Origin of the sequence: Phycicoccus sp. DTK01 (genome assembly GCF_017312765.1) — a bacterium.
Lineage (GTDB): Bacteria > Actinomycetota > Actinomycetes > Actinomycetales > Dermatophilaceae > Phycicoccus > Phycicoccus jejuensis.
This window is the reverse complement of record NZ_BOPU01000002.1, coordinates 175,107-187,953: the sequence shown is the minus strand read 5'-3', so window position 1 is coordinate 187,953 and position 12,847 is coordinate 175,107. Positions and strand designations below refer to the sequence as shown.

At 74.0% G+C, this 12,847-nt stretch carries 12 protein-coding genes; 8 read left to right on the top strand and 4 right to left on the bottom strand.

The genetic code is table 11. The features are described from left to right. Position 1 precedes the first annotated feature (1 nt). From J3473_RS04630 to J3473_RS04620, 3 genes are read right to left on the bottom strand one after another with little or no spacing between them, the layout of a single operon-like run. Positions 2-718: an NUDIX domain-containing protein gene (locus J3473_RS04630; protein WP_030526211.1), complete on the bottom strand. Its 717-nt coding sequence runs from the start codon at positions 716-718 to the stop codon at positions 2-4. Next, positions 715-1,293 carry an isochorismatase family protein gene (locus J3473_RS04625; RefSeq protein WP_207022116.1) on the bottom strand — a complete coding sequence of 193 codons (579 nt, stop codon included), beginning with the start codon at positions 1,291-1,293 and terminating at the stop codon, positions 715-717. The genes J3473_RS04630 and J3473_RS04625 overlap by 4 nt, the downstream gene beginning before the upstream one ends. Next, positions 1,286-2,587, bottom strand: coding sequence for a nicotinate phosphoribosyltransferase (locus J3473_RS04620; RefSeq protein WP_256437923.1), 1,302 nt, complete (start codon positions 2,585-2,587; stop codon positions 1,286-1,288). Before J3473_RS04620 ends, J3473_RS04625 begins: the two co-directional genes overlap by 8 nt. A 306-nt stretch (positions 2,588-2,893) precedes the next feature. Here J3473_RS04620 and J3473_RS04615 point away from each other — a divergent pair, with 306 nt between their 5' ends. Together J3473_RS04615 and J3473_RS04610 are read left to right on the top strand one after the other, a co-directional pair. Further along, positions 2,894-3,538, top strand: a complete 645-nt coding sequence (locus tag J3473_RS04615; RefSeq protein ID WP_207022115.1) for a hypothetical protein — start codon at positions 2,894-2,896, stop codon at positions 3,536-3,538. A 49-nt stretch (positions 3,539-3,587) separates the two neighbouring features. Then, entirely contained in the window at positions 3,588-4,292 is a 705-nt protein-coding gene (locus tag J3473_RS04610; RefSeq protein WP_207022114.1) for a Pr6Pr family membrane protein, read from the top strand. Between the two features lie 7 nt (positions 4,293-4,299). On the opposite strand, the gene J3473_RS04605 is transcribed toward J3473_RS04610, so the two are convergent. Further along, positions 4,300-4,770 (bottom strand): SRPBCC family protein, encoded by a 471-nt coding sequence (locus tag J3473_RS04605; RefSeq protein ID WP_207022113.1) that lies wholly within the window; start codon positions 4,768-4,770, stop codon positions 4,300-4,302. A 338-nt stretch (positions 4,771-5,108) separates the two neighbouring features. Here J3473_RS04605 and J3473_RS04600 point away from each other — a divergent pair, with 338 nt between their 5' ends. From J3473_RS04600 to J3473_RS04575, 6 genes are read left to right on the top strand one after another with little or no spacing between them, the layout of a single operon-like run. Next, complete coding sequence (locus J3473_RS04600) at positions 5,109-6,146, top strand: LacI family DNA-binding transcriptional regulator (protein ID WP_207022112.1); 1,038 nt, start codon at positions 5,109-5,111, stop codon at positions 6,144-6,146. Between the two features lie 44 nt (positions 6,147-6,190). Next, complete coding sequence (locus tag J3473_RS04595) at positions 6,191-7,465, top strand: sugar ABC transporter substrate-binding protein (RefSeq protein WP_207022111.1); 1,275 nt, start codon at positions 6,191-6,193, stop codon at positions 7,463-7,465. 1 nt (position 7,466) lies between these two features. Next, positions 7,467-8,417: a carbohydrate ABC transporter permease gene (locus J3473_RS04590; RefSeq protein ID WP_207022110.1), complete on the top strand. Its 951-nt coding sequence runs from the start codon at positions 7,467-7,469 to the stop codon at positions 8,415-8,417. Positions 8,418-8,421: 4 nt separating this feature from the next. Next, positions 8,422-9,246, top strand: coding sequence for a carbohydrate ABC transporter permease (locus J3473_RS04585; RefSeq protein ID WP_207022109.1), 825 nt, complete (start codon positions 8,422-8,424; stop codon positions 9,244-9,246). Positions 9,247-9,296: 50 nt separating this feature from the next. Beyond that, positions 9,297-10,916 carry a glucoamylase family protein gene (locus J3473_RS04580; RefSeq protein WP_207022108.1) on the top strand — a complete coding sequence of 540 codons (1,620 nt, stop codon included), beginning with the start codon at positions 9,297-9,299 and terminating at the stop codon, positions 10,914-10,916. Then, positions 10,913-12,805, top strand: coding sequence for a glycoside hydrolase family 3 protein (locus J3473_RS04575; protein ID WP_242525685.1), 1,893 nt, complete (start codon positions 10,913-10,915; stop codon positions 12,803-12,805). Before J3473_RS04580 ends, J3473_RS04575 begins: the two co-directional genes overlap by 4 nt. The last annotated feature ends 42 nt before the right edge of the window (positions 12,806-12,847 follow it).

The following is a 12,847-nucleotide window of genomic DNA, read 5'->3' as shown; positions in this document are numbered from 1 at the left end:
GTCAGCGCTCGCCGCGGGTGGCGGTGCGCAGCATCGGGGGCTGGATGTCGGTCGCGGTGCCCCGGCGGTAGAGCAGGGCCGGCCGGCCGCCCGCGGCCGAGACGCCGTGGGCCTCGGTGGGGACGACGAAGCCGTCGGTGCCGAGGACCTTGCGACGGAAGTTGCCGAGGTCCGGGGGCGCGCCCCACACCGCGGTGTAGACGCGGCGCAGCTCGGGCAGCGTGAACGGCTCGGCCACGAACTCCCGTGCGAGGGTGGTGTACTCGAGCTTGGAGCGGACGCGCTCGCGGGCGTCGTGGAGGATCTCGGCGTGGTCGAACGCGAGGGTCGGGGCGTCCGGCCCGCCGTCGAGCACGTCGTCGACCGACCACCAGCGGGCGTTCGCGGCGTCCGAGCCGGGGCTCGGCGCGGGCAGGTCGGGGGCGAAGGCCACGTGGGCGACGGACACGACGCGCATCCGCGGGTCGCGGTCGGGCGCGGAGTAGGTGCGCAGCTGCTCGAGGTGCCCCTCGAAGCGCTCGACCCCCGTCTCCTCCCGCAGCTCGCGCCATGCGGCGGTCTCGGCGTCCTCGTCGGCCTCGACGAACCCGCCGGGCAGCGCCCACGACCCCGCGAACGGCTCGGAGCCACGCTCGACGAGCAGCACCGAGAACACACCGTCGCGGATGGTGAAGACGCCGAGGTCGACGGTGACGGCGAACGGCGGGTGCTCGCTCACGGGGCCACCTCCGCGCCGGCCGCGGCCATCTCGGCCAGGGCCCGCTCGCTCGTCGCGGGGGCGACGCCGGCGTGCATCCCCGGCAGCAGCCGGACCGAGAACCCCTCCCGGCGCGCGTCGAGGACGGTCGCTCGCACACAGTGGTCGGTGGCGATGCCGGTGACGTCGAGGTGCGTGACCCCGAGGTCGCGCAGCAGCGCGGCGAGGGGACGGCCGTCCTCGGTGGTGCCCTCGAAGGCGCTGTAGGCGGCGCTCCCCCGGCCCTTGCGGACGTGGTGGGTCACGGCGGAGGTGTCGAACCCGTTCGCGTAGGCGGCCCCCGGGCCGCTCGAGACGCAGTGGGCCGGCCACGTCGTCACGAAGTCCGGCTCGGTGCCCGGCTGCGCGAAGTGCCCGCCGTTGGTGCCGTGCGGCTCGTGCCAGTCGCGGGAGGCGACGACGGCGGCGTAGTCGTCACGGTGCGCGGCGAGGTGCTCGGTGATGCGGCGGGCGACCTCGTGGCCCCCCTCGACGCCGAGGGACCCGCCCTCCACGAAGTCGGTCTGGACGTCGACGACGACGAGCGCGTCAGCCATCGGTCTCCCCTTCCTGCTCGACGGTGAGGTACGGGCGGCCGGCGGCCACCGACCGGGCCTGCGGGGGCAGCGTGGCCAGCGCCGCGGCGCAGTGCTCGCGGACGGTGTCGAGGTCGGGGACCCCCACCGGGCGCCCGCCGCGCAGGACGGGCACCTGGACGCGGGTGGCGCCGGGCTCCTCGTGGTCGTCGGTGCGGTACCACTCGCGCCGCAGCACCCCGTGCTCGTCGTGGCGGCGCCAGGCGGTCTTGCCGCCGCCGACGGAGATCTTGTCGTGGCTCTTCTTCGCGACCGGCCGCAGCGCCCCACCGGGTCCGGACGCCACGGCGACGAGCTTGTAGACCAGGCTCGCGGTGGGGTGGCCGGAGCCGGTGACCACGCGCGTGCCCACGCCGTAGCCGTCGATCGGCGCGTCGGCGAGGGCGGTGAGGACGAACTCGTCGAGGTCGCTCGTCGCGATGATGCGGGTGTCGCGGGCCCCGAGGCCGTCGAGGAGCGCGCGCGCCGCCGCCGAGGTCTCGGCGAGGTCGCCGGAGTCGATGCGCACCGCCCCGAGCCCCGTCCCCGCGACCTCGACCGCGGTGCGGATGCCCTGCTCGACGTCGTAGGTGTCGACGAGCAGCGTCGTGCTGACGCCCTGGACGGCGACCTGGCTCGCGAAGGCCCCGGCCTCGGTGGCGTGCGCCAGGGTGAACGCGTGGGCCGCCGTCCCGACGGTCGGCACACCGTGCCGGTGGCCGGCGGCGAGGTTGCTCGTCGAGGCGAACCCCGCGAGGTACGCGGCCCGGGCCGCGGCCAGGGCGGCCTCCTCGTGGGTGCGGCGGCTGCCCATCTCGACGAGGGGCCGGCCCTGCGCCGCGAGGACCATCCGGGCGGCCGCGCTCGCGACGGCGGTGTCGTGGTTGAGGACGCTGAGCACGAGGGTCTCGAGCATCACGCACTCGCCGAGCGTGCCGCGGACGCTGAGCACCGGGCTGCCCGGGAAGTAGAGGTCGCCCTCGGGGTAGGCGTCGACGTCGCCGGTGAAGCGGAAGTCGCGCAGCCAGGCCGCGGTCGCGTCGTCGACGACCCCCGCGGCCTCGAGCCAGGCGACCTCCGCGGCGTCGAAGCGGAAGGCCTCGACCATCTCGACGAGCCGCCCGAGGCCCGCGACGACGCCGTAGCGGCGCCCCTCGGGCAGGCGTCGGGCGAACGCCTCGAACACCGCGGGGTGGTCGACGCTGCCGTCGCGGACGAACGCCGTGAGCATCGTCAGCTCGTAGCGGTCGGTCAGCAGGCCGGGGCCGTGGGTCACCGGAGCCTCCTCGGGAAGTCACCGTGACCATAACCGGCGGCGAGCGACCGGGACCACCGCAGCGCCGACCCGGCACGTGCGGGCTTTCCGCGACCCCGTCCTCTCCCGTACCCCAACGACCCCGCACGTGCGGGCTTTCCGCGGCCCCGTCCCCTCCCGCACCCCGACAACCCCGCACGTGCGGGCTTTCCGCGGCCCCGTCCCCTCCCGCACCCCGACAACCCCGCACGTGCGGGCTTTCCGCTCCGGGTCGGGTCAGGGTCGCCCCCGACAGACGCCCGACGGCGCCCGGGCCACGCTCGAGCCATGACCACGACCGCCGCGCGCGACACCCTCCCCGTCGAGGGGCCCGCCGCCGCATCCCGCTCGTCCGTGGCGCGGGGCGGCGTCCTCGCCGGGACCGACCGGGCGACGCCGACGGGCCTCGCGGTGCTCGGCCCCGTCGTGGCCGCGACCGCCCTCACCGTGCCGGCCCTGGTGGCCGCCGGACGGGTCGGGACCGCGACGGTCGACGTCGCCGCGTCCTTCGTCCTCGTGGCCGGCCTGCAGGCCCTGGCCGCGCGCGCTGCGTGGCGGCGCACCCGGGCCGCCGCACGACCCGCCGCGCGCGCCGCACTGCTCGGCCGGCTCGGCTACGCCCTGGTGCTGGCCGCCACGGCCGTGGGGCTGCTCGGCCCCCAGGACCTCGCGGCAGCCCGACCGGCCTGGGCGGCGGGCGCCGGGGTGCTCGGGATCGGCCTGTTGGCGCAGGCGGTCGCGCTGTCGCGCAGCCGGATCGGCCATCCGGCCACGAGATGGGTCGCGGGATGCGCCGGCGTGGCGGCCGTCGCCCTGGCGCTCGTGCCCGGAGGCGTCCCGACCGTGCCGCTCCTGTGGTGCGTCGTCGTCGGGGACCTCGCCGCCGCGGCCGCGCACACGCTCCCTGGTCGCGGCCGGCGTCACCGGCCCTGACGAGGCGCGCCGCGCGGGCATCGCCCTGTCCCGCGGGCATACTCGCCCCGTGGTCGACGTCGCAGCCCCCGCCCCGTCCCGAGCGGCCCGCGCCGCCTTCGGCCTCAACGCCGGTGTCGCGTGGCTGGGGCTCGTGCTCACGCTCGTGATCTCCGGCGCCGGCGGGTACGCCGAGTCGGTGCCGCCGCGCGGCCTCTACGGCCTGCACCCCGACGGGGCGGCGGGCGTGGTCTCGCGGCTGGCCGACACCCTCAGCTACTTCACCATCTGGTCCAACGTCGTCGTCGCGGTGTCGGCGACCCTGCTCGTCCTGCGCCCCACCCGGACGGGCTTCCTGGAGAGGGTGATCCGGCTCGATGCGCTGTTGATGATCACCGTCACGGCCATCGTCTACCAGGTGCTCCTCGCCCCCACCGCCGACGTCGTCGGCTGGTCGCGGCTGACCGACCCGATCCTCCACGTCGTGACGCCGGCGCTGACCGTCCTCGTCTGGCTCGTCGCCGGCCCGCGGGGCTGGGTGACCGGCCGGCTCGTCCCCTTCGCCCTCGTCGTGCCCCTCGCGTGGGTCGCGTGGATGCTCGGGCGCGGGGCGGTCGTCGGCGCCTACCCGTACGACTTCACCAACGTCGTCGCCCTCGGCTACGGCTCGGTGGCGACGACGCTCGTCCTCATCCTCGTCTTCGGGCTCGTCGTGGCGAGCGTGCTCTGGGGTGTCGACGCCCTGCTGACCCGACGCTCCCGCCGGCGCGGCTGACGGGGGCTCAGCCGGAGGGCGTCTCCGCGGCGGCGCGCAGCCGGGCGAGGCCGCGCTCCATGTCGGGGCCGACGAGCGAGTCCATCGACTTCACGAGCGAGAAGACGCGCATGACCGGGGAGAGCTCGCCGCGCATCCGCCACTCGACCCCTGTCCCGCCGGTGGCCTGCGGGGTGAGCACGAACTCGACGCGCGAGCGCGACGGGAAGGGCTTCTCGAACGCGAGGTCGACGTCGACCTGCTCGGGGGTGGAGCCGACGACCTCCATCGTGCCGCGGCCCGCCTTGCGGTTGCCGTCCCACGCGTAGCGGGCGCCGGGACCTCGCGCGGCGCCGGAGTACGTGCGGCGCATCGCCGGGTCGAGCTCCTCCCACGGCGACCACCGCGGCCAGGCGTGGAAGTCCTCGAGCAGCGCGTGGACGGCCGCCGGCGGCGCGCTCGTCGTGGTCGAGCGGGTGACGACGTACGGGGTGCCCATGCGGGCCAGTGTGTCGGTCGACGGGCGACACGTCGAGACCCGGCCGCGGGTCCCCGTGAGCGGACGGGAGTCGACGCTGTCGTCGACTCCTGCACGCCTGCCGGCCGGACCCGTGGGCAGGAGTCGACCCATTCGTCAGTTGATGGACGCGCCCGCCGGCGGGGAAATCGACGAACGGTCGGACGGCCCGCGTCGTCGCAGGTCAGCGACCTGCGCCGGCGTCCCCGACGACGTCGCCGACACCGTTGTCACCCGCCGCCGGGGTTGCCGCCCCTCGCGGCACCGTGGCAATGTAAGCGCTCACACGAAGTTGTAAGCGCTTACAAGGAGGTGGCGCGGTGAGCCGCAGCACGAGCACGCCGGAGCACGCGGGCACGACGATCTACTCGGTCGCCGAGGCCGCGGGCGTCTCCATCGCCACCGTCTCCCGCGTCATCCAGGGCAGCACCGCCGTCGCCGAGCGCACCCGCGCCAGGGTCCTCGACGCCATCGACCGGCTCGACTACGTGCCCCTGGCCGCCGCCCGCTCGCTCGCCGTGCGCCACCACGAGGCGGTCGGCCTCGTCCTGCCCGAGCTGCACGGCCCCTACTTCTCGGAGCTGCTCATGGGCTTCGAGCAGGCCGCGGCGGAGCTCGACCTCAGCGTCGTCCTCGCCCTCGTCGAGCCCGACCGCCCCCTCGACGCCCCGCGCTTCACCCGCCTGGCCGCCGGCGTCGACGGCGTCGCCGTGCTCGGCGGGATCATCCCCGACGACGTCCTCGAGCGGGCCGCCCGCCAGAAGCCGGTGCTCGTCGTCGCGGGCGGGGCGACGACCGGGTTCGAGCGCCTCGCGGCCGAGAACGTCGCGAGCTCGCACGAGCTGACCACCCACCTGCTCGACGCGCACGGCCGCACCCGCCCGGTGTTCGCCGGCGACCCCGCCGTCGCCCCCGACGTCCGGCAGCGCTTCGAGGGCTACGCCACCGCCCTGCTCGAGCGCGGCCTCGAGGTGCCCGCCCCGCTCGGCGGCGGGCTGCGCGAGAGCGACGGCGCCGCGGCGGCCGAGCGCCTCCTCGCCGGCGAGGTCACCGCCGACGCCGTCGTCTGCGCCAACGACGAGGTCGCCCTCGCCCTGACCACCCGCCTCGTCGCGAGCGGCGTCCGCGTCCCCGACGACCTCGCGGTCACCGGCTGGGACGACGTCATGGCCGCCCGCTACGTCCGGCCCGGCCTGACCACCGTCCGCCAGCCGGTCCGCGAGCTCGGCGCCCTCGCCGCCCGCCGCCTGCACGAGCGCATCACCGGCGCCGAGCCGGGCGACCCCGGCCTGCTCGCCACCCGCGTCGTCCTGCGCGGGTCCTGCGGATGCCCAGAGCCGTCCCCGACGGCCGTCTAGACCACACCCTCGCCCCGTCCACCCCACAAGGAAGTGAGTTCGACATGAGACGACGCCCGACGACCGCCCTGGTCCTCGTGGCCACCGCCGCGCTGGCCCTCAGCGCGTGCGGCCGCAGCGAGAGCGGGGCCGGAGCCGCCACCACCGGCACCGACGTCGCGTCCGGCAAGGCCACCGGCACCATCACCGTCTGGGCGATGGGCGCCGAGGGCGAGAAGCTGCCCGACCTCGCCAAGGACTTCGAGGCCCAGAACCCCGGCGCCAAGGTCAACGTCACCGCCATCCCGTGGGACGCGGCGCACGACAAGTTCACGACCGCCATCACCGCGAACAGCACCCCCGACGCCGCGATGGTCGGCACGACGTGGATGGGCGAGTTCGCCGGCCTCGGCGCGCTCGACCCGCTGCCCGGCAACATCGACTCCGCGGGCTTCTTCCCGGGCGCGCAGGAGACGACGAAGGTCGGCGGCACGAGCTACGGCATCCCCTGGTACGTCGAGACCCGCCTCGTCTACTACCGCACCGACCTCGCGAAGAAGGCCGGCTACACCGAGGCCCCCACCACCTGGGACGGCCTCAAGGAGATGGCGAAGGCCATGCAGGACAAGGCCGGCGCCACGTGGGGCATCGGCCTCCAGGCCGGCGGCACCGGCTCGTGGCAGACGGTCATGCCGTTCGCCTGGGGCGAGGGCGCCGCGCTCGACGCCGACGGCAAGTACAGCTTCGACACCCCGCAGCTGCTCAAGGCCGTGCAGTACTACCAGTCGTTCTTCACCGACGGCATCTCCGACAAGGCCGCCCCGGCGCAGCCGACGACCGAGCCCGACTTCGTGAGCGGCAAGGTGCCGATGTTCATCTCCGGGCCCTGGATGATGTCCGCGGTCGAGAAGGTCGGCGGCGAGGGGTTCAAGGACAAGTACGCCGTCGCGAAGATCCCCGCGGGCAGCGCCGGCTCGTCGTCGTTCGTCGGCGGCTCGGACTTCGTCGTCTTCAAGAACAGCAAGCAGCGCGACACCGCGTGGAAGTTCGTCCAGTTCCTCGCCGACCCCGAGACCCAGGCCAAGTGGTACGGGATGTCCACCGACCTCCCCTCGGTCCAGTCCGCCTGGGACGACTCGGCCCTGTCGGGCGACGACAAGCTCGCCGTGTTCGGCGACCAGCTCGAGACCGCGAAGGCGCCGCCGTCGTTCCCCACGTGGGAGCAGGTCGTCGCGTCCTTCGACTCCGAGCTCGAGAAGGTCACCAAGACCGGCGCCGACCCCGCCGCCGCGCTCAAGACCGTCCAGCAGCAGGCCGACTCGATCGGCACCGGTCAGTGACATGACCACGACGACCGCCCCGCCGGCTCCCGCCGGCGAGTCCACCGCCCCGGGCGGCGGCCGGCGCACCCGCGCCGCCGCCCGGCGCGAGGGGCGGGCCGCGTGGATCCTCGCCCTCCCGTTCAGCCTGCTCTTCCTCGCGTTCACCGCGTGGCCGGTGCTCCAGTCGCTCTTCATGAGCATCACGGACACCCGCTCGCGCGACCTGCGCACCCCGTTCGCCGTCGACGTGACGGGCCTCGAGAACTACACCAAGGCGCTCTCGGACCCGCTGTTCCTCCAGTCGATGCGCAACACCGCGTACTTCGTCCTCGTCGGCGTGCCGCTGACCCTCACCGTCGCCCTCGCCGCGGCCGTCGCGCTCAACCGCGGCATCCACCGGCTGCGCTCGGTCTTCCGGCTCGGCTTCTACACGCCGGTCATCACCTCGATCGTCGCCGTCGCCGTCGTGTGGCGCTTCCTGCTGCAGACCGACTACGGCCTGATCAACACCGTGCTCGGGTGGGTGGGCATCGACGGCCCCAACTGGCTCGGCGACCCGAGCTGGTCGATGCCCTCGCTCATCCTCATGGCGACCTGGCGCAACTTCGGGACCGGGATGATCATCTTCCTCGCCGGCCTCCAGGCCGTGCCGTGGCACCTCCACGAGGCCGCCGCCATCGACGGGGCCTCGGCGTGGCAGCGGTTCCGGCACATCACGCTCCCCCTCATGCGCCCGACGATCCTCTTCGTCTCGGTGACGACCGGCATCGGCTACCTGCAGTTCTTCGAGGAGCCGTTCGTCATGACCAACGGCGGACCCCTGAACTCGACGATCTCGATGTCGATGTACACGTACAAGCAGTTCGGGTTCGGCAACTACGGCTACGCGGCGGCGATCAGCTACATCATCTTCGTCCTCGTCGCGGTCGTCACCGCGATCCAGTTCCGCCTCCTGCGAGAGGAGCGCTGACCCGATGCTCACCGCCAAGCGCACCAACTGGTGGCTCTACGGAGCCCTCACCGTGGCCCTCGTCGCCGTCGTCGCCCCGTTCGTCTGGATGGTCCTCGGCTCGTTCAAGTCCGAGGGCGAGCTGCGCCAGTCGCCGCCCACCTGGTGGCCGCAGACCGCGTCCCTCGACAACTACACCCAGCTGTTCAGCCGGCTCGACTTCGGCGGCTACTTCACCAACTCGGTCGTCGTCGCCGTCGTCGTGACCGCGGGCAACCTGCTGTTCTGCTCGATGCTCGGCTACGCCCTGGCGATGCTCGAGTTCCGTGGCAAGAGAGCGCTGTTCGTCATCGTCATGACGACCCTCATGATCCCCGGCGTCGTCACCTTCGTGCCGCTGTTCGTGCTCGTCGCGAACGCCGGCCTCGTCGACACCCTCCCCGGCCTGTTCCTGCCGTTCCTCGTCAGCCCGTTCGGCGTGTTCCTCATGCGCCAGTTCATCCTCGGGCTGCCCAGGGACCTCATCGACGCCGGCCGTGTCGACGGCGCCGGCGAGCTGCGGATCTTCGCGCGGATCATCCTGCCCCTGTGCGGGCCGGCCCTCGCGACGCTCGGCATCCTCACCTTCCTCGGCAGCTGGAACAACTTCCTCTGGCCCCTCGTCGTGGCGCAGACCGAGGACACCTACACGCTGCCCGTCGCCCTCGCGCTCTACAGCACCGGCCAGAACAGCACGCAGTACGGGCTGCTGCTCGCCGGTGCCACCGTCGTCGTCCTCCCGGTGCTGCTCGTCTTCATGGTCTTCCAGCGCCGGTTCATCGAGGGCATCGCGACCACCGGCATCAAGTGACGACCGGACCGTCCGGCGCCACCCACCGACCCCCGTCAGGAGAGATCCCGATGACCCCCCGTCCCGCCTCCGCCCCCGTCCCGGCCTCGCGCCGCCAGCTGCTCGTCGGCGGCGCGGCCGCCCTCGGCGGCCTCGTCGTCAGCGGCGCCGCCGCCCAGCCCGCCGCAGCCGTGACGCGTTCCGGCGCACCGTCGCTCGTGCACGGACCGGACCACCACCACGCCTGGGACCCGCGCGCGGTGCGTCGCTGGGCCGCCGACACGTGGCGCTCCCTCGTCGCGATGACCGACGAGCGCACCGGCCTCCCCGCGGACAACATCACGGAGTCCCTCGCCGCGGGCGACCGCAGCGGGTACACCTCTCCGACGAACATCGGCGGCTACCTGTGGAGCGCCGTCGTCGCCCGCGAGCTGGGCATCATCACGCCCGGTGAGGCGACCCGCCGGGTGCGGCGGACCCTCTCGACGCTGCTGCGGATGGAGCACCACGAGCCGAGCGGCATGTACTTCAACTGGTACGACGAGACCTCCGGCGCCGTCCTCACGACCTGGCCGGACTCGGGGGACCCGGTGCAGCCGTTCGTGTCCAGCGTCGACAGCGGCTGGCTCGGCGCCGCCCTCATGGTCGTCCGCGAGGCGGTGCCCGGCGCCCGTCGCGACGCCGACCGCCTCTTCTCCCGGATGCGCTGGGACGTCTTCTACGACCCGGCGGGCCCGCGCCCCGGCGGCCTCATGCACGGCGGTTTCTACGTCACCGAGCCGGCGGACACCTCCGGCGTGACCAAGGGGAACCACCTCGGCGTCGGTGACGACGTCTGGCTGACCAACCACCACTACGACACCGCGGTGTCCGAGACGCGCATCACGAGCTACCTCGGCATCCTCACCGGGCAGGTCCCGGCGAAGCACTGGTTCGCGTCGTGGCGCACCTTCCCGGCCACGTGCGACTGGTCGTGGCACGAGATGCAGCCGGTCGGCGAGACCCGCACCTACCTCGGGCTCGACGTCTACGAGGGCGCCTACACCTACCGCGGGATGCACGTCGTCCCCGGCTGGGGCGGGTCGATGTTCGAGGAGCTCATGCCCGACGTCTTCGTCCCCGAGGCCCGGTGGGCGCCCCGCTCCTGGGGCCGCAACCACCCGCTGCACGTCCGGGCGCAGCGCGAGCACGGCCTGCTCGAGGCGAAGTACGGCTACTGGGGCTTCTCCCCCTCGTCGAACCCCGCAGGCGGCTACCGCGAGTACGGCGTCGACGCCCTCGGCCTCAACCCCGACGGCTACTGCTCCGACCAGGAGAGCACCAACTACGACCCGGGCTTCGGCACGTGCCGCGAGGCGACCAACCCGAACCCGACCTTCGGCGACGGCGTCGTCACCCCGCACGCCGCGTTCCTCGCGATGATGCACGAGCCGCGCGAGGCGTTCGCCAACCTCTCGGGCATCGAGAAGGAGCTCGGCGCGTACGGGCGCGGCGGGTTCTTCGACGCCGTCGCGGTGCGCTCCGGCACGATCGCCCGGCGCTACCTCTCCCTAGACCAGGCGATGGTCATGGGCGCGGTCGGCAACGTGCTGTGCCGCGACGTCATCCGGAAGGCGTTCTCCACCAGGGCGGTCGAGAAGCGGCTGCGTCCCGTCATCGGGATCGAGGAGTTCGGGGCGGGGGTCGCGTGAGCACCTCGACCGAGACCCCGGTGGTCCACCACGCGGCCACCGACGACACCCCGGCCTGGCGCGACCTCAACGGCAACGGCGTCCTCGACCCCTACGAGGACCCGCGCCTGCCGGTCGACGAGCGCGTCGAGGACCTGCTCGGGCGCCTCTCCCTCGAGGAGAAGGCCGGCCTGATGTTCCACACGGTCATCGAGGCCGGGCCCGACGGCGAGCTGCTCGAGGCGCCCGGCGCCATCAGCAAGTCTCCGACGAGCGAGGTCGTGCTGCGCAAGCACCTCTCGCACTTCAACGTCCACGCGCTGAAGGACGCCCGGCAGGCCGCCCGCTGGAGCAACAACCTCCAGCGGATGGCCGAGCGCACCCCGCACGGCATCCCCGTGACGGTGAGCACCGACCCGCGCCACGCGTTCATCGAGAACGCCGGCGTCTCGTTCGCGGCCGGCTCCTTCTCGCAGTGGCCCGAGCCGCTCGGGCTCGCCGCGCTGCGCGACCCCGCCCTCGTCCGGCGCTTCGCCGACATCGCCCGGCAGGAGTACGCGGCGGTGGGCATCCGCGAGGCCCTGCACCCGACGCTCGACCTCGCGACCGAGCCGCGCTGGGCCCGGCAGGCCGGCACCTTCGGGCAGGACCCCCGCCTGGCCGGCGACCTCGGCGTCGCCTACCTCGAGGGGTTCCAGGGTGGCCCGGAGCTCGGCGCGGGCACGGTCGCCTGCGTGACGAAGCACTTCCCCGGCGGCGGCCCGCAGAAGGACGGCGAGGACGCCCACTTCCCCTACGGCCGCGAGCAGGTCTACGAGGGAGGGCGGTTCGCCGACCACCTCGACCCGTTCCCGCGCGCCATCGAGGCCGGGACCGCGGCGATCATGCCGTACTACGGGATGCCCGTCGGTCTCGAGATCGACGGCGAGCCCATCGAGGAGGTCGGGTTCGGCTACAACCGGCAGGTCGTCACCGGCCTCCTGCGCGAGCGCCTCGGCTTCGACGGCGTCGTGCTCACCGACTGGGAGCTGGTCAACGACAACCACGTCGGCGACCAGGTCCTCCCGGCCCGCGCCTGGGGCGTCGAGCACCTCGACCCCGCCGGCCGGATGGAGCTGCTGCTGCACGCCGGCGCCGACCAGTTCGGCGGCGAGGAGTGCGTCGAGGTGCTGCTCGACCTGGTGCGCTCCGGCCGCGTCCCCGAGTCGCGCGTCGACGAGTCGGCCCGCCGGCTGCTGCGGGTCAAGTTCCGGCTCGGGCTGTTCGACGACCCGTTCGTCGACGAGGACGCCGCGACCACGGTGCTCGGCAACGACGAGTTCCGCACCGCTGGCTTCGAGGCGCAGGCCCGCTCGGTCACCGTCCTCGTCAACGAGCCGGCGGCCGGTGTCGACGGCGCCGCGGCGCCGACCCTGCCGCTGCGGCCGGGCACGCGCGTCTACGCCGAGGGCGTGGGTGCGGACGACCTCGTCGCGGCCGGTCTCGCGGTCGCCGCCTCCCCCGAGGAGGCCGACGTCGCGCTCGTCCGGCTCCAGGCCCCGTTCGAGGCCCGCGACGACCTCTTCCTCGAGGCGTGGTTCCACCAGGGCTCGCTCGACTTCCCGCCGGGCCTCGTGAGCCGGCTCTCGCGCGTCGCGGCGCAGTGCCCGCTCGTCGTCGACGTCTCCCTCGACCGCCCGGCGGTGCTCACGCCGCTCGTCCCGCTGTGCGCCGCGCTCACCGGGACCTACGGCAGCAGCAGCGCCGCGCTCCTCGCCGCCCTGACCGGGGCGATCCCGCCGGTCGGCCGGCTGCCCTTCGACGTCCCGGCGTCGATGGACGCCGTGCGGCGCCACCCCGAGGACGTCCCCGGCTTCGGGGACGACGCCCTGTTCCGGTTCGGCGACGGTCTGTCACTGGGTCCCGCCTGACCGAGCCGGCCCGGGGCATCCCCGGGGAATCCCGGGCTACAC

Excerpts from the sequence above, each read along its gene's own strand:
- J3473_RS04625 (WP_207022116.1), bottom strand. The coding sequence starts at position 1,293 with ATGGCTGACGCGCTCGTCGTCGTCGACGTCCAGACCGACTTCGTGGAG.
- J3473_RS04615 (WP_207022115.1), top strand. The coding sequence starts at position 2,894 with ATGACCACGACCGCCGCGCGCGACACCCTCCCCGTCGAGGGGCCCGCC.
- J3473_RS04605 (WP_207022113.1), bottom strand. The coding sequence starts at position 4,770 with ATGGGCACCCCGTACGTCGTCACCCGCTCGACCACGACGAGCGCGCCG.
- J3473_RS04595 (WP_207022111.1), top strand. The coding sequence starts at position 6,191 with ATGAGACGACGCCCGACGACCGCCCTGGTCCTCGTGGCCACCGCCGCG.
- J3473_RS04590 (WP_207022110.1), top strand. The coding sequence starts at position 7,467 with ATGACCACGACGACCGCCCCGCCGGCTCCCGCCGGCGAGTCCACCGCC.
- J3473_RS04585 (WP_207022109.1), top strand. The coding sequence starts at position 8,422 with ATGCTCACCGCCAAGCGCACCAACTGGTGGCTCTACGGAGCCCTCACC.
- J3473_RS04580 (WP_207022108.1), top strand. The coding sequence starts at position 9,297 with ATGACCCCCCGTCCCGCCTCCGCCCCCGTCCCGGCCTCGCGCCGCCAG.